Source organism: Kitasatospora acidiphila (assembly GCF_006636205.1).
GTDB classification, from domain to species: Bacteria; Actinomycetota; Actinomycetes; order Streptomycetales; family Streptomycetaceae; genus Kitasatospora; species Kitasatospora acidiphila.
In genome coordinates this window covers 3683607-3710174 of record NZ_VIGB01000003.1, presented here as the reverse complement: position 1 = coordinate 3710174, position 26568 = coordinate 3683607, and the positions used below count along the sequence as shown (strand labels likewise).

Below are 26568 nucleotides of genomic sequence, written 5' to 3'. Positions count from 1 at the left end.
GCCGATGGATCCCAGGTGGGGTTCCGGATCGGCTGATGGAATCCAAACAGGTGTCAGATAAGGTGCCAGTGACGGCGGATCACTGCTGCTCAACCGGGTGAGCGGAATTCAAACGTCCGCCCGAGGCCGCCCCCGGCAGTCGTGCGGAGGAGTGGGGCCCGAGTTGTGGGCGGGCAGTGTAGCAGGCCCTGTCCATCACCTTGTGACGGGCCTCACGAAGGGTGCTCCGAGCGGTGCTGGATACTTTCCGATATGAGCACCACGGAGCGTCCTCGCATCCTCATTGTCGGCGGTGGTTACGTCGGCCTGTATGCCGCGATGCGCATCCTCAAGAAGATGCGCTTCGGGGAGGCGACCGTCACGGTCGTCGACCCGCGGTCGTACATGACGTACCTGCCCTTCCTTCCCGAGGCGGCCGGCGGCAACGTCGCGCCTCGCAACCTCGTCGCGCCGCTGCGCAGCGCCCTCAAGAAGGCGGAGGTCCTCACCGGTCAGGTGACCGAGGTGGACCACGCCCGCAAGGTCGCCACCATCGCGCCGCTCGCCGGCGACACCTACGAGCTGCCCTTCGACTACCTGGTCGTGGCCACCGGCTCGGTCTCCCGCACCTTCCCGATCCCCGGCCTGGCCGAGCACGGCATCGGCATGAAGACGGTCGAGGAGGCGATCAGCCTCCGCAACCACGTCCTGGCCCAGCTGGACAAGGCCGAGTCCACCACGGACGAGGCGATCCGCCGCAAGGCCCTCACCTTCGTGGTCATCGGCGGCGGCTTCGCCGGCGTCGAGACCATCGCCGAGGTCGAGGACATGGCCCGCGACGCGGCCAAGCTCTACAAGACCGTCAGCCGTGACGACATGCGCTTCGTCATGGTCGAGGCCGCCAACCGGATCCTGCCCGAGGTGGGCCCCGACCTGGGCCTGTGGACCAAGGGCAAGCTCGAGGAGCGCAACATCGAGGTCTTCATCGAGACCTCGATGGACTCCTGCGTCGACCAGCACGTGGTGCTGAAGAACGGCGAGGAGATGGACGCGGCCACCATCGTGTGGACCGCGGGCGTCAAGCCGAACCCGGTGGTCGCCAACTTCGGCCTGCCGCTGGGCCCGCGCGGTCACGTCGACACCGCTCCGACCCTGCAGGTGCAGGGCTTCGACTACGTCTGGGCGGCCGGCGACAACGCCCAGGTGCCGGACCTCGCCTCCGGCGAGGGCGCCTGGTGCCCGCCGAACGCGCAGCACGCGGTGCGCCAGGCGGCCGTCCTCGGTGACAACGTCGTCTCCGGCATGCGGGGCTTCCCGCAGAAGGAGTACAAGCACAAGAACCTCGGTGCGGTCGCCGGTCTGGGCCTGCACAAGGGCGTCGCGATCCTCTTCGGCAAGGTCAAGCTGAAGGGCCGCCCGGCCTGGTGGTTCCACCGCCTGTACCACGGCGCGATGGTGCCGACCATGAACCGGAAGATCCGGGTCTTCACCGACTGGACGCTGGCGATGTTCCTCAAGCGGGAGACCGTCGGCCTCGCCCAGATGGAGAAGCCGTTCGACGCCTTCCAGGAGGCCGCCGGACCGGCCCGGCCGAAGCCGGCCACCGCGCCTGCCGAGTCGGACAAGGCGCTCGCCGGGAAGTAATCAGCAGCGACTGATCCCGGGCGGCGAGTCCGGGGTATGAGTCGGAGGCCCTCCGCCCGGCAGCGCCGCCGGACCACGACCTCCGTGGTGCTCAGCCGGTTGTGCGACCGGGCGGAGTACGAATCAGCAGGATCGGCAAAGGGCCTCGGCCCGGTGGAGAGGACCACCGGGCCGAGGCCCTTTCGCATGCCCGGTTCCGTCAGGCGGCCTTGATGCTGTCCAGGATGTCCAGCTTGGCGGCCCGCCGGGACGGCCAGAACGCGGCCACCAGGCCGACCACCGCGGACAGTCCCAGGAAGACCAGCAGCTGGCCCCAGGGCAGCACCGTGGTCAGGTTGGCGACCGAGTCCTTCAGCGAGCCGTTGACCGCCCAGGCCAGGAAGCAGCCGAGGACCAGGCCGAGCACCGCGCCGAACAGCGAGATCACCACCGACTCCAGCCGGACCATCCGCTTGACGGCCCGTCGGTCCAGGCCGATCGCCCGCAGCATGCCGATCTCCCGCTTCCGCTCGAAGACCGACATCGCCATGGTGTTGATCACGCCGAGCACGGCCACCACGATCGACATCGCCAGCAGGCCGTAGAGCATGTTCAGCGCGAACGCGATCACCGAGCTGACCTTGTTCTTCAGGTCCTGCTTGGTCTGCACGTCGATCAGCGGGTTGTCGCCGCCGGCGGCCACCAGGGCCTGGCGCAGCGACTGGCTCTCACCGCCGGTGCCCTTCACCAGCACCACGTTGGTGTTGCTCTGCACGTGGTGCGCGGTCAGCACCGCGTTGTCCACCACCACCGACTTGAGCAGCGCGTTGTCGGTGAAGATCCCGCCGACGGTCAGTGAGGCGGGGCCGTCCGGGAAGACGGCCGGCACGGTGCTGCCGACGCCGACGTTCATCGACTTGGCGACGTCGGCCGTGATCAGCAGCTTGCCCTGGCCGAGCGCGTCGACCGAGCCGCTGGTGACACCGAGGTTCATCACCTGGGCGGCGTGCGCCGCGTCGAGGCCGGAGACGCCGCGGTGGCTGTCGCCGATCTTGAGGTGGCTCTCGGTCAGCGGGGAGGCCGCGGTCACGCCGGGCGCCTGGGCGACCCGGGTGGCGATGTCGGGGGAGACGCTCAGCCCGTTGGAGAGGCCCACCGCGTAGTCGGCCTTCATGCCGTTGGTGACCTCGCGGTCCAGCATGCCGTTGAACGAGGCGCCCAGCACGGTCAGCGCGGAGACCAGGGTCAGACCGATGGTCAGCGCCGAGGCGGTGGCGGCGGTGCGGCGCGGGTTGCGCACCGCGTTCTGCCGGGCCAGCTTGCCGGAGACCCCGAACAGAGCGGCCAGCAGCGGGCCGACCAGCGCGATCAGCGGCCGGGAGAGCAGCGGGGTCAGGATGAAGATCCCGATCAGCGAGCCGGCGGCACCGCCGGCCAGCGCCGAGTTGCCGCCGGTGCCCTGGGAGGCCCCGATGATCAGCGCCAGACCACCGGCGGTGATCACCGCGCCGATGGTGTTGCGGACCACCAGGCTCTTCTGGCTGGCGGGCTGGTCGGCGCTGCTCATCGCGGCCACCGGGGCGATCCGGGCGGCGCGGCGGGCCGGCAGCAGGGCGGACAGCACGGTCACCACGATGCCGGTGGCCAGCGCGGCCACCACGGTGGTCGGGCTGATGATCAGCGGCCCGGTGGGGGTGCTGCCGTTGCCCAGCGAGCCGATCAGCGACTGCAGGCCGGCGCCGATCCCGATGCCGGCCAGCAGACCGGCCACCGCGGCGACCGTGCCGATCAGCAGCGCCTCGACCAGCACCGAGCGGGTGACCTGCTTGCGGCTGGCCCCGATGGCGCGCAGCAGGGCGAGCTCACGGGTGCGCTGGGCGACCAGCATGGTGAAGGTGTTGGCGATGATGAAGATGCCGACGAAGAGCGAGATCCCGGCGAAGGCCAGCAGCATGGTGCGCATGCTCTTGGTGCCTTCCTGGATCATCTGCTGCTGGTCGGCCACCAGTTGATCGGCACTCTTGAGCGTGATGTTGTGGGCGTTCGGCAGTACCTGCTGGGCCTCGCCGACCAGGGTGGCCTGGCTGGTGCCGCCCGCGGCGACCAGCTCGATGGCGTCGAACTGGCCGGGCTGCAGCAGCAGTCGCTGCGCGCTGGCGGTGTCGAACAGCGTCAGCGGGTTGCCGGAGCTCACCCCCGGGTCGTCGGTGGTGAAGATGCCGGTCAGCTTGGCGTCCATGGCCGGGCCGGTGACCGCCACCCGGACGGTGTCGCCGACGTGGTAGCCGGCCTTGTCGGCGCTGGCCTTGTCGAGCGCTATCTCGCCGCTGTGCTGCGGACCCTGGCCCTGGACCATCTGGTAGCGGGCGTCCTGGCCGTCGGCGCCGGGGGCGAAGTTGCCGCCCATCGAGTCCTGGCCGATGCTCTTGCCGCTCCTGTCGGCCACCGCGGTGAAGCCGTTCACCACGCCGCGGGCCTGGGCCACCCCGGGCAGGGCGGCGAGCTTGCTGACGGTGGCCGCGGTCAGGTGCGGGTCGTCGGCGCCGGTGTTCTCGTCGGCTATGCCGGCCGGGGCGGCGTTGTTGTCGTCGATCCGCACCGAGAGGTGGTCGTAGCTCTTGCTGTAGCTGTTCTTCAGGGCGGAGCCGAAGGTGTCGGAGAAGACCAGGGTGCCGGCCACGAAGGCGGTGCCGAGCAGCACGGCCAGCATGGTCATCAGCAGTCGGCCCTTGTGGGCCAGCACATTGCGCAGTGCGGTGCGGTACATCAGCTGGTCCGCCCCTTCGCGTCGAAGCTGCGCATCCGGTCCAGCACCGCGTCGGCGGTGGGGGCGGTCAGCTCGTCGACGATCCGGCCGTCGGCCAGGAAGACCACCCGGTCCGCGTAGCTCGCGGCCACCGGGTCGTGGGTCACCATGACCACGGTCTGGCCGAGGTCGCGCACCGAGTTGCGCAGGAAGGCGAGGATCTCGCCGCCGGAGCGGGAGTCCAGGTTGCCGGTCGGCTCGTCGGCGAAGATGATCTCGGGGCGGCCGGCCAGGGCCCGGGCGCAGGCCACCCGCTGCTGCTGGCCGCCGGAGAGCTGGCTCGGGCGGTGGCTGAGGCGGCCGGACAGGCCCACGGTGTCCACCACCGCGTCCAGCCAGGCCTTGTCGACCTTGCGGCCGGCGATGTCCATCGGCAGCGTGATGTTCTCCAGCGCGGTCAGGGTCGGCAGCAGGTTGAAGGCCTGGAAGATGAAGCCGATCTTGTCCCGGCGCAGCTGGGTCAGCTGCTTGTCCTTCAGCCCGACCAGTTCGGTGTCGCCGATTGTGGCGGAGCCCGAGGAGACCGCGTCCAGCCCGGCCATGCAGTGCATCAGGGTCGACTTGCCGGAACCCGACGGTCCCATGATCGCGGTGAACTCGCCCTGCCGGAACTCGACGCTGACGTCGTCCAGGGCCACCACCCTGGTCTCGCCGGCGCCGTAGACCTTGTTGAGTCCGACTGCCTTGGCGGCCGCGCGGCCGGTTCGAACGGCCGCGGTCGTCGTGGTCATGAGACTGCTCCTGGATCGGGTGGGCAGGCACCGGCCTTGCGGCGCACTGCGGGGACTACTCCATGCTCACCCGTGACCAGGGTGCACAACGTCGCCCGGGGGACGGTTGAGCCCCCAACCGACGGTCTGATCCGAGCCGCCCGGTCTCCTCCTGCGGTATGACGCCGACCCTGATGGCCGGATCCCGATGCTTCCTGGCCGAATGGCGGACAGTTCGTCAGATGGCAAGGAAACATGACAACTTCCTCGGTAAGGAACATGCGCAAGGGCGATCAGGACGGCTAGGCTCGGGGGTGCCCGGAGAAACGGGCGATGCGGGTCCGGCCCGGATGGTGGAACGCAGACACGGGCAGCTTAAAACTGCTTGGCCGCGAGGCCGTGCCGGTTCGAGTCCGGCTCCGGGCACCTGTGCACAGCGCCGCTTACCGGTGGGGGGTAGGGCCGGCTCGGGAATCCCTGAGCCGGCGCCACCAGCGGCTAGGCTCAGGACCATGCCCGATGCCACCGAACTGCTCGACGCCGTCGACCACCTCGCCGACCGGTTTCGAGCCATGCCGCAGAGCCGGCTGCTCGGCGCGGTGCCCGGCCACCCGTCGCGGGCCGCGGCGGGGCTGGCACTGGCCGGGGAGTTGGCGGCCCGCACCCAGCGGCTGGCCGAGGGCCCGCAGGCGGCGGTGCGCGAGCTGCCGGACGCCGGCGCCTTCGCCGTCGGCGACCAGATCGCGGTGACCGGGCACGACCTGGTGGCCGCCCTCGCGGACGACACCCCCGGGAACGACGAAGCCGCGGCCGCGCTCCTGGCGGAGGCGGTCGCGGCGGTCGACGCGGTGGCGAGGCTCTGCGGCTGAGCCGCTGCCGGTGACGGTCCCTCAGATGCTGGCCACCACCCGGTCGGCCAGCACGTAGACGGCCTCCTCGTCGGTGGAGAAGGTCAGCGAGTAGGAGCCGGAGAACCGGGAGCCGCCGAGCAGCCGGACGTCCTCGCCGCCCCGCACCGCGTCGATCAGCCGGTAGGCCGCCTCGCGGTCGCCGGGCGCCACGCAGAGCGTGGTGCCGTCGGCGAAGGCGTAGACGTCCAGGGTGCCCAGCGGGCCGGGGCGCACGTCGGTCAGGGCCACCCGCTCCTCGGCCAGCGCGGTCAGCCGGGTGTCGGTCCACTCGCGGGACGGGGTGGGGCTGGGCACGAAGTCCGGGTGCGAGGGGTGGCGGCGCGGGTCGGGGGCCGGCTCGGCCTGGGCCGGCTCGGGGTCGAGCAGCCCGGCTTCCAGGCCGGTGGCCAGCAGGTCGGCCTCCCGGCGGGCGCGCTGGTCGTGGTCGTTCTGGGTGGGGGCGCCGGGCATGCTCGGGTGGTTGACCGGGCCGGGCAGCGCCCCGCTGTCGCTGATCATGCCCTCCAGCGCGGAGCGCAGCGCCTCGCCGAACGCCGGGTCGATGGTGTCGGCGCTGTCCGCCGCCTCCTGCGGGCCGGTCGGGCGGGGGAAGAAGACCGGCCAGTTCTCCGCGCCGAGGCCCGCCAGTCCGTTCAGCGGGCCGTCCAACTCGCCGGTCGGGAACGGGGCGTCCAGCAGCGGGTCGTCCTCGGCCGCGCGGGCCTCCTGCTCGGCCCAGAACGCCCGGGCCTCGCTGATCTCCCGCTCCCGGTCGGCGGCCAGCGCCTCGGCGACGGCCCGGCGTATCGACGCCACGTCCAGTGCGCCGTCCCGCTCCGCCCCGGCCTGCGCGGCCAGTTGGCGGGAGAGGCGGCGTACCCGAACGAGGACGGCTGACGACACGGCGATCAGGATCAGCAGCAGCGAGATGTACACGGCGCTCACGGAACGTACTCCTTGGGCGGAGTGGAACTTGGGAACGTCTCCACCCTGCCCCATGGACGGCTGGTGCTGCAGGGGAAGATGTCCGAAATGTCCGTGACGTTGGTCATTGTCCCGAAAGTCTCACGTATCACGGTGTACGCTGTGCGGTCGGCCGACTTCGTACTGTTGAATTCGTGGCCCCCGGAGACGAGTTGAGGGCCGGATCGGGTGTCCCGATGTGATCCGGCCCTCAATCACGATGCGTTATGCCATTGGGGTGTCGGGCTGGTCCCAACTCACCCTGTGTGAACTAGCTGAGACGCTCGATCACCATCGCCATGCCCTGGCCGCCGCCCACGCACATGGTCTCCAGGCCGAACTGCTTGTCGTGCCACTGCAGGGAGTTGATCAGGGTGGTGGTGATCCGGGCGCCGGTCATGCCGAACGGGTGGCCGACCGCGATCGCGCCGCCGTTGACGTTCAGCTTGTCGATGTCGATGCCCAGGTCCCGGTAGGACGGGATGACCTGCGCGGCGAACGCTTCGTTGATCTCCACCAGGTCGATGTCGCCGATGGTCAGCCCGGCCCGCTTCAGCGCCTGCCGGGAGGCCTCCACCGGGCCGTAGCCCATGATCTCCGGGGAGAGCGCCGAGACGCCGGTGGAGACCACCCGGGCCAGCGGCGTGATGCCCAGCTCGCGGGCCTTGGTGTCGGACATGATGACCAGCGCGGCCGCCCCGTCGTTCAGCGGGCAGCAGTTGCCGGCGGTGACCGTGCCGTCCGGGCGGAAGACCGGCTTGAGGCCCTGCACGCCCTCCAGGCTGACGCCGGCGCGCGGGCCGTCGTCCTTGCTGACCACGGTGCCGTCCGGCAGCGTCACCGGGACGATCTCGCGCTCCCAGAAGCCGGCCTTGACCGCGGCCTCGGCGAGGTTCTGCGAGCGGACGCCGAACTCGTCCTGGTCGGCCCGGGTGATGCCCTTGAGCGCGGCCAGGTTCTCGGCGGTCTGGCCCATCGCGATGTAGGCGTCCGGCAGCAGCCCGTCCTCGCGCGGGTCGTGCCACTTGCCGCCGCCCTCCTCGGCGCGCTTGGCGGTGCGGGCCACCGCCTCGGCGAAGAGCGGGTTCTGGGTGTCCGGCATCCCGTCCGAGGTGCCCTTGATGCTGCGCGAGACGGTCTCCACGCCGGCCGAGATGAAGACGTCGCCCTCGCCCGCCTTGATCGCGTGCAGCGCCATCCGGGTGGTCTGCAGCGAGGAGGAGCAGTAGCGGGTGATGGTGGTGCCGGGCAGGTAGTCCATGCCCATCTGCACCGCGACGATCCGGGCCAGGTTGTGGCCCTGCTCGCCGCCCGGCAGGCCGCAGCCCAGCATCAGGTCGTCGATCTCGCGCGGGTCCAGCTGCGGCACCTTGGCGAGGGCGGCCTGGATCATGGCGGCGGTCAGGTCGTCCGGGCGCATGTCCTTGAGCGAGCCCTTGAAGGCACGGCCGATCGGCGACCGGGCTGCGCTGACGATGACGGCTTCGGGCATGACGGCTCCTCATGGCGTGTCCGGCGGCTGACGGACGTGTCCGGATGCTACGGAGAGGAAAGTTACTCCCAAGTAGTCCGTGCGTCATCCGGCTCCGGGTGTGAGCTGGCCGACGTATCCGGGCCGATACCGGCAGGCAGTGCGAACCGCAGCCGCTGCTTGACCAATGCCCAGCGCCGCCCGCCCGCACCCTCGATGGCCGAGGCCACCTCGGTGCCGGACCGCCCGGCCGCGGTCGCCGCCGCCACCGCCATCGGCAGCACCGCCTCCCGGTTGCCCGGCTCGGGCGGCGCCATCTCCTGCGGCCACAGGTCGAGCGCCGCGCAGACCGACGGCAGCACCGCCATCGCGGCCGTGGCATAGCCCTGGGCGGAGGGGTGGAACCGGTCCGAGGCGAACAGCTCGGGGCGGGCCGCGAACTCCGGCCCGAGCAGCGAGCCCAGCGACACCGTCCGCCCGCCGGCCTCCACCACCGCTATGGTCTGCGCGGCGGCCAGCTGCCGGCTGACCCGCCGGGCCAGCCAGCGCAGCGGCGGCCGCACCGGCTTGATGGTGCCCAGATCCGGGCAGGTGCCCACCACCACCTCGCAGCCGAAGGTGCGCAGGTCGCGCACCGCCTCGCCGAGCAGCCGCACCGCCTGGGTCGGCGGGGTGCGCCGTCGCACGTCATTGGCACCGATCATGATCACGGCGACGTCCGGGCGGGCCGTGAGCGCGTGCCGCACCTGGCGCGCCAGGTCGTCGGAACGGGCGCCGGAGACCGCCACGTTGACCAGCTCGACCCGGTGCTCGGCGACCGAGGCGAGCCCGGCCGCGAGCAGCGAGCCCGGGGTCTCCCGGCTGCGCCGCACCCCCAGGCCGACCGCGGTGGAGTCGCCCAGGAACGCCAGCACCAGCGGCTTGCGCCCGGCGTCGGCCGGGTCGACGAAGCCGTCCCCGTAGAGCCCGTCGGCCTTCGGCGGATCGCCCTCCAGCACCCCGACGGCCCTTATCGCCAGCCGGCCCTCGGTGATCAGCACCCCGGCCAGGCCCATCCCGAGCAGCCCCAGGCCGCCACCGCCGTACGCCGCCGCGGTGGCGATCCGGCGCGCCACCCTGGCCCGTGAGTGGTGCGACCCTGGCATCCGCGACCCCCTTCGCATCGACCGGTCCGGCGGGGCGCCGGACGGTTTCCTTGCAGCGTGCATACCCCCGGACGGCTTGGCGCTATCGGATCGGCTGAGCCATCCGGAGCCATAGGCTTGTGATACCGAAGGAAAACGTCAGGGCATGAGACCGGGAGGACCCCCGTGCAGTACCACAATTCGATCATCGAGCTGGTCGGCGACACCCCGTTGGTGAAGCTCAACAAGGTGGCCGAGGGCATCTCCGCCACCGTGCTCGCGAAGGTCGAGTACTTCAACCCGGGTGGCTCGGTCAAGGACCGCATCGCGCTGCGGATGATCGAGGCGGCCGAGGCGTCCGGTGCCCTGAGGCCCGGCGGCACCATCGTGGAGCCGACCAGTGGCAACACCGGTGTCGGCCTGGCGATCGTGGCCCAGCAGAAGGGCTACAAGTGCATCTTCGTCTGCCCGGACAAGGTCTCCACTGACAAGATCAACACGCTGCGGGCGTACGGCGCCGAGGTCGTGGTCTGCCCGACCGCGGTGGCCCCCGAGCACCCGGACTCCTACTACAACGTCTCCGACCGCCTGGTCCGGGAGACCCCCAACGCCTGGAAGCCGGACCAGTACTCCAACCCGGACAACCCGGCCTCGCACTACCACTCCACCGGCCCGGAGCTGTGGGAGCAGACCGAGGGCAAGATCACGCACTTCGTCGCCGGCGTCGGCACCGGCGGCACCATCTCCGGCACCGGCCGCTACCTGAAGGACGCCTCCGGCGGCAAGGTGCAGGTCGTCGGCGCCGACCCGGAGGGCTCGGTCTACTCCGGCGGCACCGGCCGCCCGTACCTGGTCGAGGGCGTCGGTGAGGACTTCTGGCCGACCGCCTACGACCGCACGGTGGCCGACGAGATCGTGGCCGTGTCGGACAAGGACTCGTTCCAGATGACCCGCCGCCTCGCCAAGGAGGAGGGCCTGCTGGTCGGCGGCTCCTGCGGGATGGCCGTGGTGGCCGCGCTGGAGGTCGCCAAGCGGCTCGGCCCGGACGACGTGGTCGTGGTGCTGCTGCCGGACGGCGGCCGCGGCTACCTGTCGAAGATCTTCAACGACGACTGGATGGCCGACTACGGCTTCCTGCCCACCGCCGAGGACGAGGCCACCATCGGCGAGGTGCTGGCCCGCAAGGACGCCATCGAGCACGAGGGCATCCCGCAGTTCGTCCACATGCACCCGAGCGAGACGGTCGGCGAGGCGGTCCAGGTGCTGCGCGACTTCGGCGTCTCCCAGATGCCGGTGGTCTCGCCGGGCGCCGGGCACCCGGACATCATGGCCGGCGAGGTGATCGGCTCGGTGGCCGAGCGCGACCTGCTGGAGGCGCTGTTCAGCGGCGGCGCGCAGCTGGGCGACCCGCTGGAGAAGCACATGTCGCGGCCGCTGCCGGTGGTCGGCTCGGGCGAGTCGGTGACCGGTCTGATGAGCGTGCTGGAGCAGAACGACGCCGCGGTGGTGCTGATCGACGGCAAGCCGCAGGGCATCGTGACCCGGCAGGACCTGCTGGCCTTCATGGCCGGTCGCGCCGGTCACTGACACGCGGTACCCGCCTGTCACGCGACCGCAGCACAGGGTTAACAACGGTCGGGCACAGTAGGGGTGTGGCTGGCGGTGGCCGCCGGGAGCGGCTCTCCGGGCGGGGCGACCGCCAGGACGCACTGACCGGTCCTGGCCCGGCTCTGTGTCGCCCTCCGGTTGGGATCGGAGGGGCCTCGCGTGGAGGTTCGCCGTCGTCCCGTCCCTGGTCCGGTCCTCGGTCGACCACCAGGGTGCGGCGGCCTCCGCGGCACCTCGCGCCGCTCAGGCGCGGCTCCGCGGCTCCCGGGTGGGGGAGTGGATCGGAGCACCGGCAGGGCCGGCCCCGTTGCGACGGGGCCGGCCCTCGCCGTTTCGTCGTACGGCGCCCCTCTCGCCTAGGCTCGGCCCCATGACCAGCACCGACACCAGCGCCCAGGAACCCGGCGCCCCCCGCTACGTCCGGCTCAGCATCGAGCTGATCGCCGAGATCACCGACGAGGACGCCCTGAAGGCCGCCGCCCTGGCCCAGGTCCAGGCCGACGAGTACCTGGACGACGACGAGCGCGCCCAGTCCGTGGAGGCGATCGAGCTCGACCCGACCGGCTCGCTCGCGCACTTCATCGACCCGGTGGCGCTGCTCGGCGAGGTGCCGGGCGTCGAACTCACCCAGGCCACCTGGGAGTCCGCGCAGACCGCGTTCGACCCCGAGGACGACGCCTACGAGTTCGAGACCGAGTAGCAGCCGGGCACGAAGGCTTCCCCCTGCCGCCCGCACGGTTCGCCGTGCGGGCGGCTGTTCTCCATCCCGGGTGACCGGCACCTCTCCCGGGCCGACTGGAAGGCCGGCAGCGCGATCTGACGGACCGCCAGTCCCAGCTCAGCGTGACGGCCGAAACCCGCCAGCCTCACGGCCGGCCGCCCGGCAGGCTGGCAGCATGACCACAGTGACGACCACCATCACCGCCTACACCGTGCTCCCCATCGCCCCGGTCGTGCTGGCCGAACTGCGGCGCCTCGACGACGCCGGCAACGTGCCGGTGCGGGTGCACGACACCGAGGGCGGCAGCCCGCTGCGCTGCTGCCTGCGCCGCGCCGAACCGGGGGCCCACCTGCTGCTGCTCTCCTACGCCCCGCTGCGCCGCTGGGCCGACGAGACCGGCGCCCACCCCGGCCCCTACGACGAGGTCGGCCCGGTCTTCGTGCACGCCTGCCCCGCGGACTGCCCCGGTCCCACGAGCAGCGGCTACCCGGCCGCCATGCACCGCGGCGACCGGGTCCTGCGCGCCTACGACCGCAACGGCCACATCCTGCGCGGCGTCCACGTCGAGCCCGGCCCCGAACTGGCCGACGAAGTCCTCGCCGCGATGTTCAGCGACCCCGAGGTCGCCGTGGTCCACGTCCGCGCCCTCGGCCACGGCTGCTTCCAGCACGAGGTCCGCCGGGCCTGAACCCTCACTGTCCGCTCCCACCTCGGCCGCAGGCCCGTCTCGGCCCGTTCGATCGGGCGGGAGCGGGGGATTCCACTACGCTCGGCCTATGACCGATCACCAGCATCCTCAGGGCTTCGAGACCATCGCCATCCACGCGGGTCAGGAAGCCGACCCCGTTACCGGCGCGGTCGTCCCTCCGATCTACCAGGTGTCCACCTACAAGCAGGACGGTGTCGGCGGCCTGCGCGGCGGCTACGAGTACAGCCGGTCGGCGAACCCGACCCGCACCGCGCTGGAGGAGTGCCTGGCCGCGCTGGAGGGCGGGCAGCGCGGGCTGGCCTTCGCCTCCGGTCTGGCCGCGGAGGACACCCTGCTGCGCACCATCCTCAAGCCGGGCGACCACATCGTGATCCCCAACGACGCCTACGGCGGCACCTTCCGGCTGTTCAACAAGGTGCTCACCCGCTGGGGCATCAGCTTCGACGTGGCCGACACCCAGCACCCGGAGCAGGTGCGCGCGGCGATCAAGCCGAACACCAAGGCGGTCTGGGTGGAGACCCCGTCCAACCCGCTGCTGGGCATCACCGACATCGCCGCGGTGGCGCAGGTGGCGCACGCCGCCGGCGCGCTGCTGGTGGTGGACAACACCTTCGCGAGCCCCTACCTGCAGCAGCCGCTGGCGCTTGGCGCCGACGTGGTGGTGCACTCGACCACCAAGTACATGGGCGGCCACTCGGACGTGGTCGGCGGTGCCCTGGTCGCGGCGGACGCCGGGCTGGGCGAGGAACTCGCCTACCACCAGAACGCGATGGGCGCGGTCGCCGGCCCGTTCGACTCCTGGCTGGTGCTGCGCGGCATCAAGACGCTGGGGGTCCGGATGGACCGCCACAGCGCCAACGCCGAGCAGATCGTGGCGCTGCTGCGCCGCCACCCCAAGGTCACGAAGATCTACTACCCGGGCCTGGTCGAGCACGCCAACCACGAGGTGGCCGCCAAGCAGATGAAGGCCTTCGGCGGCATGGTCTCGTTCTGCGTCGAGGGCGGCGAGCAGGCCGCGGTCGAGGTCTGCAACCGGGCCAAGCTGTTCACCCTGGGCGAGTCGCTGGGCGGCGTGGAGTCGCTGATCGAGCACCCGGGCCGGATGACCCACGCCTCGGTGGCCGGCTCGCTCCTGGAGGTGCCGGCCGACCTGGTGCGCGTCTCGGTGGGCATCGAGTCCGCCGACGACCTGGTCGCCGACCTGGCGCAGGCGCTGGACTGACGGTCCGCCAGGGCGCCCCGGTCCGCCCGGGGCGCCCGGTGGTCGGCGAGTTGCGCACTGCGGGGGCCGCCGCGCCGCGCTAGGTTCGGTCGGAAGGCGACCACTGGCGAGAGATGAGGCGGGGCCCATGGTGTCGGCCATCCACGCCGAGGATCTGGTGAAGACCTTCGGTGACGTGCGCGCGCTGGACGGGGTGAGCCTGGACGTCCCGGAGGGGACGGTGCTGGGCCTGCTGGGCCCGAACGGGGCCGGCAAGACCACCGCCGTCCGCGTGCTCACCACACTGCTGCGGCCCGACTCGGGCCGGGCCACGGTGGCCGGGGTGGACGTGCTCAAGCACCCCGGCCTGGTCCGCAGCCGGATCGGGCTGTCCGGCCAGTACGCCGCCGTGGACGAGTACCTGACGGGCCGCGAGAACCTGCGGATGGTCGGTGAGCTCTACCAGATGACCGCCGGGGACGCCCGGGCCAGGGCCGACGAACTGCTGGAGTGGTTCAGCCTCGCGGACGCCGGCGACCGCACCGCCAAGACCTACTCCGGAGGCATGCGGCGCCGCCTCGACCTGGCCGCCGCGCTGGTGGTCCGCCCGCCGGTGATGTTCCTGGACGAGCCCACCACCGGCCTGGACCCGCGCAACCGGATGGCGCTCTGGGAGGTCATCGAGACCCTGGTCGCCGAGGGCACCACCCTGCTGCTCACCACCCAGTACCTGGAGGAGGCCGACCGGCTGGCCCACGACATCGCGGTGGTGGACCGCGGCCGGGTGATCGCGCGCGGCACCGCCGACCAGCTGAAGGCGCAGATCGGCGGCGAGCGGGTCGAGGTGGTGGTGCACGAGCGGGAGCGGATCGGCGCCGCCGTCGAGGCGCTGGCGCGCTACGCGGTGGGCGAGGCCAGCGTGGAGCGGAACACCCGCAGGATCACCATCCCGATCACCGGCGGCGCCAAGGTGCTCGCCGATGTGATCCGCGACCTGGACGCCCGGGACGTGGAGATCGACGACATCGGCCTGCGCCGCCCCACCCTGGACGACGTCTTCCTGTCCCTGACCGGGCACGCCACCGAGACCGCCGGCACCGGCGAGCAGCCGCAGGAGGCCGTGAGATGACCGCGACCGGGCACGCCATCGGCGCCGCCGTCCCGCGCCAGCGGCGGGGGCTGGCCGCGATGGCCCACGACTCCCGGGTGGTGGCCAAGCGCAATCTGCGCCGGATGGTGCGGATCCCCGAGATCGTGGTGTTCGGGCTGCTCCAGCCGGTGATGTTCGTGCTGCTCTTCTCGTACGTGATGGGCGGCGCCATCCAGATCCCGAACGCCGGGGCCAGCTCCAAGACCTACACCCAGTACCTGATGGCCGGGATCTTCGCGCAGACCGTCACCTTCGCGGTGGCCGGTGCCTCGGCCGGCATCGCGGAGGACATGACCAAGGGCCTGGTGGACCGGTTCCGCTCACTGCCGATGACCAGGTCGGCGGTGCTGGTCGGGCGCACCCTGGCCGACCTGTGCCAGACCGCGTTCACCCTGCTGGTGCTGGCCCTGGTGGCGCTGGCGGTCGGCTGGCGGATCCACCACGGCGTCCCGCAGGCGCTGGGCGGCTTCGCGCTGCTCCTGCTGCTGGGCTACGCGTTCTCCTGGATCGGGGCGCTGATCGGGCTCTCGGTGCGCAGTCCGGAGGCGGCCACCTCGGCGGGGCTGATCTGGCTCTTCCCGCTGACCTTCATCTCCAACGCGTTCGTGCCGGTCAGCAGCATGCCGAGCTGGCTGCAGCCGATCGCCTACTGGAACCCGTTCAGCGCCACCGTGCAAGCCTGCCGCAACCTGTTCGGCAACCAGGTCGGGCCGGTGGACAAGTCCTGGCCGATGCAGCACGCGATCGGGGTGTCGATCGTGTCGTCGCTGGCGGTGATGGCGCTCTTCTCGTGGCTCTCGGTGCGCAAGTACCGCTCGGCGGCCGGTCGGGCGTAGCGCGGGCGGGAACGCGAGGGGCCCCGCGGCACGGTTGCCGCGGGGCCCCTCGTCAGCTGGTCCGGCCTCAGCCGGTGTACGGCTTGGCGGAGACGATCTTCACGGTCGCCTTCTTGCCGTTGGGCAGCTCGTAGGTGGCGTTCTCGTCGATCTTCTTGCCGTTGATGGCCTGGCCGAGCGGCGACTGCGGGGAGTAGACGTCCACGGTGTCGGCGGCCTCCTCGCGGGAGCCGAGCAGGAAGGACATGGTGTCGTCCATGTCGCCGTCGAAGGCGACGGTCACCAGCATGCCGGGGGCCACCACGCCGGAGTCGGCGGGCGCCTCGCCGACCTTGGCGCGCTCCAGGAGCTGGGTGAGCTGGCGGATCCGCAGCTCCATCTTGCCCTGCTCCTCGCGGGCGGCGTGGTAGCCGGCGTTCTCCTTGAGGTCACCCTCTTCGCGGGCCTGCTCGATCTTCTGGGAGATCTCGGAGCGGGCGGGACCGGTGAGGTGATCCAGCTCGTCCTTGAGCTTGTCGTAGCCGGCTTGAGTGAGCCAGGTCACGTTATCGCTGGTCTGGGTCACGGGTGCTCCTCGTCGGTACTGGGCGATGCTGCTTGGGGTACTGCTTCTGGGTTACTGCGACGATTCCTACAAAGGAACGCCCGCTTCCGAGGCCTCGGGCCCGGAAGGGGCGAAACCACGAGCCTAACAATCTCCGGCTCTGGACGGGAGTGGTGTTGTCGGCGCGTTAGCGCTCCGTTCAGCATCATCTGCCCGCTGAACCGGGTGGTCATGCCACCAGCGCGCTACTTCGACGGAGTGCATCCCAGCAGCTCGGCGGTGGTGCCGCGGGCGGTGGTGCGGATGGTGACCACCTGGATGAAGCTGCTGCCGGACGTCGGGACCGGGACGTCGAGCTGGCCGACCACCGAGTGGTCTGCGGCCTCCGAGCGGATGGTGCAGGTGCCGCCGGTGCCCGAGCTCTTGGTGACCGAGAGCTGGGCCTGCACCTCGCTGTCGGAGACCACCTGGAACTCCGCCACGGCGCCGCTCAGCTTGCTCTCGCGCATCAGGTAGGAACCGCCCAGCCAGGCGATCAGGGCCAGCACCAGGACGCCGAGGACCGCGCCGATCACCTTCAGGCGGCGGTCCGCCTCCTGGTCGCTCCGACCGCCGTAGCGGCCCTCGGGCAGCCCGCCCGGCTGGGATGCGCTGGTCGCGGTCATGGTTGATCGATCCTCGGGGGAATGCGGGAGTCTTCCAGTCCGTCACTATAGGGGGACGGGGTTGTGGACCAGGTAGCCGCGTCCCCCCAAAGTTGCCGATGCCGGACATTCCCGGAAGGAACCAGGCGTTGACTGAGCAGTTGCGGCTCATGGCGGTGCACGCGCACCCGGACGACGAGTCCAGTAAGGGTGCGGCCACCATGGCCATGTACGTCGCCCAAGGCGTTGAGGTGCTGGTGGCCACCTGCACCGGTGGGGAGCGCGGCTCTGTGCTCAACCCGAAGCTCCAGGGCAAGCCGGAGATCGAGGACAACATCCACGAGGTCCGGCGCAAGGAGATGGACCGGGCTCGCGAGATCCTCGGTGTGAAGCAGGCCTGGCTGGGCTTCGTGGACTCCGGGCTGCCCGAGGGCGACCCGCTGCCGCCGCTGCCGGAGGGCTGCTTCGGCCTGCAGGACGTGGATGCGGCGGCCGAGCCGCTGGTGCGCCTGATCCGCGAGTTCAAGCCGCAGGTGATCACCACCTATGACGAGAACGGCGGCTACCCGCACCCGGACCACATCATGACCCACAAGATCACCATGCGGGCCTTCGACGCGGCGGGTGACCCGGACGCCTACCCGGAGTCCGGCGAGCCCTGGCAGCCGCTGAAGCTCTACTACAACCACGGCTTCCCGATGGGCCGGATCCGGGCGCTGCACGCCTACCTCACCGAGCACGACCTCGACTCGCCCTACGGCGAGTGGATCGAGGGCTGGGAGAAGAGCGGCCGCAAGGAGCGCGAGATCACCACCCGGGTGCAGTGCTCCGACTGGTTCGAGACCCGGGACGCCGCGCTGATCGCGCACGCCACCCAGATCGACCCGGACGGTCCGTGGTTCCGGGTCCCGCTGGACGTGCAGCGCGAGGTCTGGCCGACCGAGGACTACGAGCTGGCCCGCTCGCTGGTCGACACCGACCTGCCGGAGAACGACCTGTTCGCCGGCCTGCGCGTGGCCAGCCTGGCCGGCGAGGTCAAGTAGCAGGTCAAGGGCCGGCTCGAGCAGCCGGTCAGTGAGTCGTACGCCCAGGGAGGGCCGACACGCCCCACCCCGGTGACCCGGCCGCAGGACGGTCGGGTCACCATGGGGGAATGAGCAACGCAGTGAACCTCAGCCACGCCGTCGTGACCCTGGCCGTGGACGACAACAAGGTGACCCCGGGGCTGCTGGGCTTCGTCGTCTTCGCCGTGCTGGGTGTGGCCACCTGGTTTCTGCTGAAGTCGATGAACTCGCGGTTCAAGAAGATCGACTTCGTGGAGGAGGGCGACTCCGCCAAGGAGTAGCCCGGGCCCATCCGGCCGCGGCGCACCGGCGCCCGCGGCCGGACTTCGCGCTGCCCCGGCCCGCTTCGGAAGGACACTGTCGTTCGACGGTGGCCCGTGCCATGCTGACGCCATGTCAGATCACGGCCATCCGGCGGACGCGGGCCTGCGCGGGCGAGTGCGGCGCAGCTACGACACCGTCGCCGAGGAGTACCAGCGGCGGATCGGCGGCGAACTGGCCGACAAGCCGCTGGACCGGGCGCTGCTGGCGGCCCTGCTGGAGCAGGCCGAGCCCGGCGCGCCGCTCGCCGACCTGGGCTGCGGGCCCGGTCACGTCACCGGCTGGCTGGCCGATCGCGGCGCCGAGGCCGTCGGGGTGGACCTCTCCCCGGGGATGGTCGCCCTGGCCCGCGGCACCCACCCGCAGGCCGAGTTCCGGGTCGGCGACCTGTGTCGACTGCCCGCCGCCGACGGCGAGTTCGGCGCGGCGGTGATGTTCTACTCGGTGATCCACCTGACCGCCGCCGAACTGCCCACCGCCTTCGCCGAGTTGCACCGGGTGCTGCGCCCCGGCGGCCGCGCGCTGCTGGCCTTCCACCTGGGCAACGAGACCCGGCGGCTGACCGACTGGTGGGGGCACCGGGTGGACGTGGACTTCACCTTCTTCGAGGCGGCCCCCGTCACCGACGAACTGCACCGGGCCGGCTTCACGGTGGAGGCGCGGGTGGAGCGCGATCCCTATCCGGCGGAGGCCGAGACCCGGCGGGCCTACCTGCTGGCCCGCCGCGACTAGCCGACCGGTTCCACCTGTTCGCCCTCCACCTGCTCGCCCTGCCCGACGCGCGCGGGCGCGACCGGTTCCACCTGCTCGCCCGGCGTGCCGCGCGCGGGCGCGGCCGGCTCGAAGCCCACCCGCCGCACCCCGGGCACCACTGCCGTGGCCAGGCAGGCGCCCGCCACCAGCACGGCCGCGATCACCAGCGGTGCGGCCGGCCCCCAGGCACCGGCGGCCACCGGGGTGAGCGCGTAGCCGACCGGCATCGCGGCCAGTGAGAGCAGCCAGTCGTAGGAGACCACCCGGGCCAGCACCTGCTCCGGGATCCGCTGCTGCACCACGGTCTCCCAGACCGGGTTGAGGAATCCCAGGCCCGCCATGGCCAGCGCGTACCCGGCCACCACCACCGGCACCGGCGCGGCCGCCGCGAGCAGCAGCAGCGGGGCGGCGTAGGCTGCCAGGGCCAGGTTGCCGACCAGCACCGGGCGGCGCGGCCGGGCCCGGCCGGCCAGCAGTGAACCGGCGGTCAGCCCGAGCGCGCCGGCCTCCAGGATGGCGACCCAGGATCCGTCACCGCCCAGGCGGCGGGTGGCGATCAGCGGCCCGATGGTGGCGAGCACGGCGGCCGCGCCGTTCCAGATCGAGTGCGCCACCAGGCTGCTCCAGTACCAGCTGCGTGACCGCACCTCGGACCAGCCCTCCGCCAGGTCGGCCAGCAGTGAGCGGGGCGGGATCGGGGTGCGGCGGACCTTGACCATGGTCAGCATCGCGGCGCTGACCAGGAACGAGGCGGCGTCCAGCAGGAAGGCCGAGCCGGCGCCCAGGGTGTAGATCAGGGCGCCGGCCAGCGCCGGTCCGACCAGCCGGGCCAGGCTGACGGCCGAAGCCAGCAGGGCATTGGCCCGCTGCCGCGCCGGTCCGTCGACGGTGCCGGCCACCAGCGGCGAGCGGGTCGGCATGGCGAACGCGGCGGCCGCGCCATCGATCGCCGAGGCGGCCGCGATGGCGGCCAACTGCGGCCTGCCGTGCAGCAGTTCGAAGCCGATCAGAATCTGGCAGAGGCACTGCACCAGATCGGTCAGCCGGGCGACCCGGCGGGCGTCGAAGCGGTCGGCGATCACTCCGCCGATCGGCAGCAGCGCCACCTTGGGGATCATCGCGCAGGCCAGCACGGTGGCGAGGGCGCCGGCCGAGCCGGTGGCCCGGGTCACCGCGATGGCCAGGGCGGCGGGTACCACCGCGTCGCCGACGGTGGACAGGGTGCGGCCGATGAAGATCAGCCGGAACGAGCGGATGCGTAGCGGGGTCACGCGGAGGAGAGTATTTCGGTGCCGAAACTTTCGTCAACGAAAAATCAGGAGAGTGGGCAGCACTTAGACTGACTGGCCATGCAGCAAGACCGTCCCGAACCGGCCCGTGACCGGGTCGACGCCCATGTGGACCGCTGGCTCCCGGTGCTGCCCGACCTGGACCGGGACATCGAAGGCGCCGTCACCCGGATGCAGTACCTCGCCAAGCACCTGCGCCGGTTCCGGGAGCACTGGCTGGTCGGCTTCGACCTGCAGAAGCACGAGTACGACACGCTGCACGCGCTGGCCGGCCGCCGCGGCGCGGCCCGCCCCAGCGAGCTCGCGGACGACCTGGCGATCGCCCCCGCCTCCGTCACCGGGCGGCTGGAGACCCTGGAACGGCGGGGGCTGATCGTCCGCACCCAGTCCACCGCGGACCGCCGCCGGGTCGACGTCGAGCTCACCGAGGCCGGCTGGCAGGCCTGGCGGGAGGCGATCGGCGGGGTCGGGCGGGAGGAGCACCGGCTGCTGGGGGCGCTGACCCCGCAGGAGCGCCGGCAGCTCTCCGACCTGCTGCGCCGGGTCATGCTGGTGGCGGAGGAGCCCGACCGCCCGCTGAAGTGAGGTCGGATCAGGTCGTCGAGAAGCCCCCGTCCACGAAGATGGTCTGGCCGGTCACATAGGCGGACGCGTCGCTGGCGAGGAAGACCGCGACCCCCGCGAAGTCGGCGGGCTCGCCGTTGCGGCCGGCCATGGTGCGGCCGGCCAGCGCCGCGACGCGCACCGGGTCGCGGAAGACCGCCTCGGTCAGCGGGGTGGCGACGAAGCCCGGCGCCAGCGCGTTGACGCAGACCCCGTGCGCCGACCAGGCCTCGGCCTGCGACCGGGTGAGTCCGGCCAGTGCCGCCTTGGACACCCCGTAGGCCCCGCTGTTGCCGAAGGCCCGGATGGTCTGCTGGGAGGCGAGATTGATGATCCGTCCCCAGCCGGCCTCGGCCATCGCCGGGCCGAGGCGCTGGCCGAGCACATACGGCGCGTCGAGGTTGACCGCCATGGTGGTGTCCCACTCCCGCTCGGTCAGCTCCGGCAGCGGCGGCCGCAGATTGATGCCCGCCGCATTGACCAGGACGTCGACCCGGTCGACTTTCCCAACCAGCTCGTCCGCCAGCGCATGCGCGCCGGCCCGGCTGCCGAGGTCGGCACTGATCCAGTCGGCCGTACCGCCCAGCGCGCGCAGCTCCCGCACGGTCTGCTCCAGCGGCTCGGCGCGCCGGGCGGCCACCACCACATGCGCCCCGGCCCGGCACAGCGCCTCGGCCATCCCCGGCCGATCCCCGAGCTGCCGCCGGTGACCAGGGCGGTGCGGCCCTTCAGGGAGAACAGGTCGACGAGGGACTGGTCCATCTGGGGCTCCTTTGTTCCATGGATGCCTCTGGGCAGGCACTTGGTGCTCGGATACTGCCCTCAAGGTGAGCCGCCTGGCCAACGGATTGGGGGTCCCGGGGCTCAGGTGGTGTTCAACGCCGTTTGCGGCGCTCGCGCACCAGGCGGGCGATGTAGAAGGGGGCGCCGATGATGGCGCCGATGACGACGGCCCACAGCGCGAAGAAGGTGAAACCGGGGTGGAAGCCGGTGGTGGTGGAGGCGGCCAGGACGGAGTTGAGCGTCTGGTCGGTCATCTGCTGGTCCTTGGGGTGTTGGCGGGCTGGGGGTCAGACGGCGCGCAGGTGCTGCGCCGGGTCCGGGGCGGTGTCGTGCATCAGGGCGATGTATCCGTCCTCGACGGTGGCGCTGACGGGCTCCGCGTCCGGGGCGGGGGTGCCGGAGCTGATGACGCGGTAGGTGGTGCCGGTCATGCTGGGGGTGACGTTGACGGTGGGCAGGTCGGGCGGCGGGGCGGTGACCGGCTGGGTCACATGCCACACCATCCCCTCGGCGCGGGACGCGAGGTCGCCGATGGCGCCCTGGAAGGCGACGTGCCCGCGCTCGATCACCACGACGTTCGGGCAGGTCTGCACGATGTCGTCGACGATGTGGGTGGAGAGCAGCACCGTCCGGTCGCCGGCCAGCCTGGCGAGCAGGCTGCGGAACCGCAGCCGCTCCTCGGGGTCCAGTCCCACGGTGGGTTCGTCGACGATCAGCAGCCGGGGGTCGTTCAGGATGGCCTGGGCGATGCCCACGCGGCGCTTCATGCCGCCCGAGTAGCCCTTCACCTTCCGGTTGGCGACATCGCTGAGCGAGACCAGTTCGAGGACCTCCTTGACGCGGGCGCGGCGGGCGCGCCGGTCGGTGATGCCCTTGAGCAGCGCCATGTAGTCGAGGAACTGGCTGGCCGTCAGGTCCGGGTACAGGCCGAGCTCCTGGGGGAGGTAGCCGGTGGTGGCCTTGACCTCCCGGCGCTGGCTGCGCGACACCAGGTCGGTGCCGTCCACCGCGACGGTGCCCGAGGTCGGCAGCAGCACCCCGGTCAGGACCCGCATGAAGGTGGTCTTGCCGGCTCCGTTGGGGCCGAGCAGACCGACCATGCCCGTGGGCAGGCGCAGGCTGATGCCGTCGAGGGCGCGAACCTGTCCGCGCCGGAAGGTGACGGTCAGATCGGTGATGGTCACGTTGGGCGCGGTCATGACGGGCTCCTCCTGGTGAGCACGAACTGGGTAGTCACGAGGGCGGCGATCGCCACGAGCAGCAGGAAGGCGATGCTGAGGACGGCCTCGCCATCGGTCGGGACGATTCCCCGCTGCCTGGCGTCGAACAGGGCACCGTGGAACCAGGCACCGGTCGGGTACTCGCCGTTGGCTTCGAAGGGCGTGCCGGCGGGGGTGGGGATCCCGAAGCGCGGACCGAGCATGTTTCCCCAGAACCAGTAGCCGAACAGACCGATCCGGTACAGCACGGGCCCGGTCAGGCACGGGACGGTGACCGAGCAGGCCGCGATGAAGACCAGCCCGGGCAGGAGGACGGCGGCGAACACCTCGATGCCGACCGGGATCACCCCGGCCCCGCGCTGGTTGGTCAGGTAGCCGAGCAGGCCCGCCCAGGCGACGGCGACCGGTGTGATGGTCGCAGCTCCCGCGCCGATGGCCTTGCCCCACAGGCGCGGGCCGATGCCGGTGGGCGTCGAGGCCAGGAGGTCGTCCAGGTGCAGCCGGGACTCCCGCCCCACGCGGTCGGCGAGGACGGCGCCGACGCCGATCGGGCAGAGCATGATGAAGTTGCCCGCCCAGTCCGCGACCAGCTTGGAGAGCTCCGTGGTGCTGTCGTCGAAATTTGGGAAGGGCGATGTGCAGCGCAGCCCGATCAGCGCGAGCACGACCACCCAGACCGCCGGGCGGCGCACCTGCATCAGGTACTCGTAGCGGGCGGCCGCGACGGTCTTCGCCCACCAGCCGCGGGCTGCCGTCGGCGGGGCGGTTCGCTGAAGGACGGTGGTCATGCGGTGTCGCTCCCCACGAATCGTTCGGGACGCCCCAGCAGCAGGCCGGCCGCGATCACGGCGACGATGCCGACGGCGGGCAGGGCGATTCGGTTGACGGTCCATTCGTGCGCCGGGACCTTGGTGTCGACGCCCATGAACATGTACTGCGCCCGCAGCACCGTGTTGTCCAGGATGTCCCTCCGCATCAGGTACTCGGCCAGCCAGATGCCCCCGATCAGGCCGCTTGCGGCGCCCGGGCTGCGCAGGCCGATCGCGATGAGCATCGCCAGTGCGACCAGCCAGAGCATCGGCGGGGCCCACACCAGGACGTAACCGTCCGTGCCCTGCCCCGCGGGCCAAGCGTTCAAGGCGCGGAACACGACGGCGTCCAGCAGCGTGACCAGGGCCGCCGGGACCACCACCAGGCCGACACGCAGGGACAGCACCCGGCGGTAGACCGTGCTGGTCATGACCAGCTCGGCGCCGGAATCACGCCCCACGATCGAGGAGGCCGCGACGGCGGTGCCGAACGGGGCGAAGCCCGCCAGGACCGCGCCGGCGGCGAGGTCGAGGTGCTCCGCGTCGGCCCCGGTGGCATGCATGACGATCACCAGGATCGCGCCGCCCAGCGTTGCCGCCAGTGCCGTCACCGGCGGGGCGATGCCGATGACCCGCAGCTCCAGACGGAGGCGGGCCCAGGTGGACCGGTTCACGTCCACCTGCCGGCTCGTGCGGGACCCGCGTCGCCGCAGGGTGTGTCGAGGTCTCGTTGCATGCCGTCAAGCCTGCTCACGCCGACCGTGGCTGGTACCGGCCAAAAGTACTGATCGGGCGGATCGGAGCGGTCCCTTTGGCCGGTACAGCGGCTGCGACCGGTTCCGTAGCCTGAGCACTGTGAGCGTGATGGAACGGCTGGCCGCACTGGCCGTCAGACGAACCAACGTCCTGCTCGGGCTCGCCTTCGCGGCGGTGCTGGCAGCGACGGCCTACTGGCATGCCGCCCACGCGGGCGGCCGGGGCTGGTTGCTCGACTGCGGTGTCGGTGCGGTGGTGTGCGTCGCGGCGCTGCTCCGGGAGCGCGACCGGCTGGTCGCCGTGGCCGTCGGCCTGTCCGTCGCGGCTGCCACCGTCCTCGCCGCCGGCATGGGGTATCTGACCGGCCAACCCGGCGTGGCCACCTCCTTGGCGCTGGCCGTCCTCGCCGGCTCCGCGGTCCGGGTGCTGCCGCCCTGGCGAGCCGCCGTGGTCGCGGCGGTCGGGCTCGCAGTCACGGCACTCGGCCGGCTCGTCACCACCTCAGCTGCCGTCGGCTCGTTCCACGAGGGCGTCCAGTGCTGGCTGCTCGGCCTCGGAACGGGGCTCGTGCTGCGCTTCCTGGAGCATCGCCGCCAGGCCGCCGCCGAGGCGGTGCGGCGAGACGAACGCCTGGCCCTGGCGCGGGAGTTGCACGATGTCGTCGCCCACCAAGTCTCCGGCATCGTGATGCACACCCATGCCGCCCAGATCATGCTCCGCAAGCAGCCCGCCCAACTCGGCGCCGCCCTGGCGGACATCGAACGCTCGGGCACCGACGCCATGGACGCCATGCGACGGGTGGTCTCCCTGCTCCGCGACGCGGAGGACGGCGCTGCCGTCACCGCAGGACCGGAGCAACTCATCGACCTGGTCCGCCGCTTCGAGGAGCACGGACCGGCCGTGGACCTCCGGCTGCCCACCGGGGCGCCGACCTGGCCGCCCGTGGTCACCACCACCGTGTACCGGGTCGTCCAGGAATCCCTGACCAACATCGCCCGCCATGCCCGCGGCGCCCGCGCGGCCACCGTCACCGTCTCCCAGGACAGCACGGACATCACCGTCGAGATCGGCAACGACGCTCCGCCGCACCCTCCGATCCGCGCCTCCTCGCGCGGCGGCTACGGCCTGGTCGGCATGCGCGAGCGCATCGAGGCACTGGGCGGTACCCTCGACGCCGGTCCGCAGCCCGGCACCGGCTGGTCGGTACGGGCCACCCTGCCCCTGCATGCCGGAGACCGCCGATGAGCATCAGCGTGCTGGTCGCCGACGACCAGGCCATGATCCGCACCAGCCTGCGCCTCATCCTGGAGGACGAGCCCGACATCACCGTCGTCGCGGAAGCCCGCGACGGTGCCGAGGCCGTCGCCCTCGCCCGCCAACTGCGGCCCGACGTCTGCCTCATCGACATCCGCATGCCCCGCCTCGACGGCATCGACGTCACCCGCGCACTCGCCGGCCCGGGCATCGCCGACCCGCTCCGGGTCGTCATCGTCACCACCTTCGGACTCGACGAGTACGTCTACGGCGCCCTCCAGGCCGGAGCCCTCGGATTCGTCCTCAAGGACGGCGACCCCACCCTGTTCACCGCCGCCGTGCGGGCCGCCAGCGTCGGGGACGCCCTGATCTCCCCGTCGATCACGCTGCGGCTGATCCGCAACCTCGCCCCCGTCAAACCCTCCCCGGCCCGCCGGCCCGACCCCCCGCTCACCGACCGGGAGACCGACGTCATCCGCGCCGTCGCCCGGGGGCGCACCAACCAGGAGATCGCCGCCGCCCTCTTCATCTCCGTCAGCACCGTGAAGGGCCACCTCACCGCGATCCAGAACAAACTCGGAGCCCGCAACCGCAGCGAGATCACCGCCTGGGCCTGGGAGTCCCACCTCATGCCGGGCAGCGCGGATCAATGGAGCAGCAGCCGATAGCACCAGCACCCAGGGCCCGGTTCAAGGGCGCGCCGGCAGGCCCGGTCGGGGCCCCATGTGGCTGAACGC

General features: G+C 71.7%; 26 protein-coding genes, 1 tRNA gene and 1 pseudogene. 15 read left to right on the top strand and 13 right to left on the bottom strand.

Annotated elements, in window-relative coordinates; all coding sequences use genetic code 11:
- Window positions 1-252 precede the first annotated feature (252 nt).
- On the top strand, window positions 253-1623 hold the full coding sequence (locus tag E6W39_RS17330) for an NAD(P)/FAD-dependent oxidoreductase (protein WP_141634286.1): 1371 nt from the start codon (window positions 253-255) through the stop codon (window positions 1621-1623).
- Between the two features lie 199 nt (window positions 1624-1822).
- Here the strand turns inward: E6W39_RS17330 and E6W39_RS17325 are convergent, their stop codons facing one another.
- Together E6W39_RS17325 and E6W39_RS17320 are read right to left on the bottom strand one after the other, a co-directional pair.
- Window positions 1823-4369 (bottom strand): ABC transporter permease, encoded by a 2547-nt coding sequence (locus tag E6W39_RS17325; protein WP_141634285.1) that lies wholly within the window; start codon window positions 4367-4369, stop codon window positions 1823-1825.
- Window positions 4369-5139 (bottom strand): ABC transporter ATP-binding protein, encoded by a 771-nt coding sequence (locus E6W39_RS17320; RefSeq protein ID WP_101381973.1) that lies wholly within the window; start codon window positions 5137-5139, stop codon window positions 4369-4371. The genes E6W39_RS17325 and E6W39_RS17320 overlap by 1 nt, the downstream gene beginning before the upstream one ends.
- A gap of 323 nt (window positions 5140-5462) precedes the next feature.
- Between E6W39_RS17320 and E6W39_RS17315 the strand changes: the two genes are divergently transcribed.
- A tRNA-Leu gene (locus tag E6W39_RS17315) sits at window positions 5463-5544 on the top strand.
- Window positions 5545-5630: 86 nt separating this feature from the next.
- On the top strand, window positions 5631-5987 hold the full coding sequence (locus E6W39_RS17310) for a hypothetical protein (RefSeq protein ID WP_141634284.1): 357 nt from the start codon (window positions 5631-5633) through the stop codon (window positions 5985-5987).
- Window positions 5988-6008: 21 nt separating this feature from the next.
- Here the strand turns inward: E6W39_RS17310 and E6W39_RS17305 are convergent, their stop codons facing one another.
- The 3 genes from E6W39_RS17305 to E6W39_RS17295 all read right to left on the bottom strand — a co-directional run bounded on the left by E6W39_RS17305 (window position 6009) and on the right by E6W39_RS17295 (window position 9587).
- The gene (locus tag E6W39_RS17305; protein ID WP_228718194.1) at window positions 6009-6953 is read right to left on the bottom strand and encodes a hypothetical protein; all 945 of its coding nucleotides are present in this window, start codon (window positions 6951-6953) and stop codon (window positions 6009-6011) included.
- Between the two features lie 289 nt (window positions 6954-7242).
- Entirely contained in the window at window positions 7243-8463 is a 1221-nt protein-coding gene (locus tag E6W39_RS17300) for an acetyl-CoA C-acetyltransferase (protein WP_141634283.1), read from the bottom strand.
- 62 nt (window positions 8464-8525) lie between these two features.
- Window positions 8526-9587 carry an SGNH/GDSL hydrolase family protein gene (locus E6W39_RS17295; protein WP_141634282.1) on the bottom strand — a complete coding sequence of 354 codons (1062 nt, stop codon included), beginning with the start codon at window positions 9585-9587 and terminating at the stop codon, window positions 8526-8528.
- A gap of 165 nt (window positions 9588-9752) precedes the next feature.
- On the opposite strand from E6W39_RS17295, the gene E6W39_RS17290 reads away from it, so the two are divergent.
- The 6 genes from E6W39_RS17290 (at window position 9753) to E6W39_RS17265 (ending at window position 15791) form a co-directional block, all read left to right on the top strand.
- Complete coding sequence (locus tag E6W39_RS17290) at window positions 9753-11153, top strand: cystathionine beta-synthase (RefSeq protein ID WP_101381978.1); 1401 nt, start codon at window positions 9753-9755, stop codon at window positions 11151-11153.
- Window positions 11154-11544: 391 nt separating this feature from the next.
- Window positions 11545-11874 (top strand): hypothetical protein, encoded by a 330-nt coding sequence (locus tag E6W39_RS17285; RefSeq protein ID WP_141634281.1) that lies wholly within the window; start codon window positions 11545-11547, stop codon window positions 11872-11874.
- A 196-nt stretch (window positions 11875-12070) separates the two neighbouring features.
- Window positions 12071-12583, top strand: a complete 513-nt coding sequence (locus tag E6W39_RS17280) for a DUF1203 domain-containing protein (protein WP_141634280.1) — start codon at window positions 12071-12073, stop codon at window positions 12581-12583.
- An 88-nt stretch (window positions 12584-12671) separates the two neighbouring features.
- Window positions 12672-13826: a cystathionine gamma-synthase gene (locus E6W39_RS17275; protein WP_141634279.1), complete on the top strand. Its 1155-nt coding sequence runs from the start codon at window positions 12672-12674 to the stop codon at window positions 13824-13826.
- Between the two features lie 127 nt (window positions 13827-13953).
- Window positions 13954-14934: an ATP-binding cassette domain-containing protein gene (locus E6W39_RS17270; RefSeq protein ID WP_141634278.1), complete on the top strand. Its 981-nt coding sequence runs from the start codon at window positions 13954-13956 to the stop codon at window positions 14932-14934.
- On the top strand, window positions 14931-15791 hold the full coding sequence (locus E6W39_RS17265) for an ABC transporter permease (protein WP_141634277.1): 861 nt from the start codon (window positions 14931-14933) through the stop codon (window positions 15789-15791). Before E6W39_RS17270 ends, E6W39_RS17265 begins: the two co-directional genes overlap by 4 nt.
- A 67-nt stretch (window positions 15792-15858) precedes the next feature.
- Here E6W39_RS17265 and greA read toward each other — a convergent pair whose 3' ends face one another.
- Window positions 15859-16356 (bottom strand): transcription elongation factor GreA, encoded by a 498-nt coding sequence (greA, locus tag E6W39_RS17260; protein ID WP_101381984.1) that lies wholly within the window; start codon window positions 16354-16356, stop codon window positions 15859-15861.
- Between the two features lie 224 nt (window positions 16357-16580).
- Window positions 16581-17000 (bottom strand): DUF4307 domain-containing protein, encoded by a 420-nt coding sequence (locus E6W39_RS17255; RefSeq protein WP_141634276.1) that lies wholly within the window; start codon window positions 16998-17000, stop codon window positions 16581-16583.
- 128 nt (window positions 17001-17128) lie between these two features.
- On the opposite strand from E6W39_RS17255, the gene mca reads away from it, so the two are divergent.
- From mca to E6W39_RS17240, 3 genes are all read left to right on the top strand, one after another.
- On the top strand, window positions 17129-18022 hold the full coding sequence (mca, locus tag E6W39_RS17250; protein ID WP_141634275.1) for a mycothiol conjugate amidase Mca: 894 nt from the start codon (window positions 17129-17131) through the stop codon (window positions 18020-18022).
- A gap of 110 nt (window positions 18023-18132) precedes the next feature.
- A complete protein-coding gene (locus E6W39_RS17245) occupies window positions 18133-18324 on the top strand; it encodes a hypothetical protein (RefSeq protein WP_101381987.1) in 192 nt (63 codons plus the stop codon).
- A 112-nt stretch (window positions 18325-18436) separates the two neighbouring features.
- Window positions 18437-19096, top strand: a complete 660-nt coding sequence (locus E6W39_RS17240; protein WP_101381988.1) for a class I SAM-dependent methyltransferase — start codon at window positions 18437-18439, stop codon at window positions 19094-19096.
- Here the strand turns inward: E6W39_RS17240 and E6W39_RS17235 are convergent.
- A complete protein-coding gene (locus E6W39_RS17235) occupies window positions 19093-20388 on the bottom strand; it encodes an MFS transporter (protein WP_141634274.1) in 1296 nt (431 codons plus the stop codon). The genes E6W39_RS17240 and E6W39_RS17235 overlap by 4 nt on opposite strands.
- A gap of 78 nt (window positions 20389-20466) precedes the next feature.
- Here E6W39_RS17235 and E6W39_RS17230 point away from each other — a divergent pair, with 78 nt between their 5' ends.
- On the top strand, window positions 20467-20991 hold the full coding sequence (locus E6W39_RS17230) for a MarR family winged helix-turn-helix transcriptional regulator (protein ID WP_141634273.1): 525 nt from the start codon (window positions 20467-20469) through the stop codon (window positions 20989-20991).
- Window positions 20992-20998: 7 nt separating this feature from the next.
- Here E6W39_RS17230 and E6W39_RS17225 read toward each other — a convergent pair.
- From E6W39_RS17225 to E6W39_RS17210, 5 genes and pseudogenes are all read right to left on the bottom strand, one after another.
- Window positions 20999-21771: pseudogene (locus tag E6W39_RS17225) on the bottom strand (SDR family NAD(P)-dependent oxidoreductase).
- A 113-nt stretch (window positions 21772-21884) separates the two neighbouring features.
- A complete protein-coding gene (locus tag E6W39_RS39395) occupies window positions 21885-22046 on the bottom strand; it encodes a hypothetical protein (RefSeq protein ID WP_181799301.1) in 162 nt (53 codons plus the stop codon).
- 33 nt (window positions 22047-22079) lie between these two features.
- Window positions 22080-22991, bottom strand: a complete 912-nt coding sequence (locus tag E6W39_RS17220) for an ABC transporter ATP-binding protein (protein WP_141634272.1) — start codon at window positions 22989-22991, stop codon at window positions 22080-22082.
- Complete coding sequence (locus E6W39_RS17215) at window positions 22988-23800, bottom strand: hypothetical protein (protein WP_141634271.1); 813 nt, start codon at window positions 23798-23800, stop codon at window positions 22988-22990. Before E6W39_RS17215 ends, E6W39_RS17220 begins: the two co-directional genes overlap by 4 nt.
- Window positions 23797-24501 carry a hypothetical protein gene (locus tag E6W39_RS17210; RefSeq protein WP_141634270.1) on the bottom strand — a complete coding sequence of 235 codons (705 nt, stop codon included), beginning with the start codon at window positions 24499-24501 and terminating at the stop codon, window positions 23797-23799. The genes E6W39_RS17215 and E6W39_RS17210 overlap by 4 nt, the downstream gene beginning before the upstream one ends.
- Window positions 24502-24685: 184 nt before the next feature.
- Between E6W39_RS17210 and E6W39_RS17205 the strand changes: the two genes are divergently transcribed.
- Window positions 24686-25822 (top strand): sensor histidine kinase, encoded by a 1137-nt coding sequence (locus tag E6W39_RS17205; RefSeq protein WP_141637794.1) that lies wholly within the window; start codon window positions 24686-24688, stop codon window positions 25820-25822.
- Entirely contained in the window at window positions 25819-26499 is a 681-nt protein-coding gene (locus E6W39_RS17200; RefSeq protein ID WP_141634269.1) for a response regulator, read from the top strand. Before E6W39_RS17205 ends, E6W39_RS17200 begins: the two co-directional genes overlap by 4 nt.
- Window positions 26500-26568 lie beyond the last annotated feature (69 nt).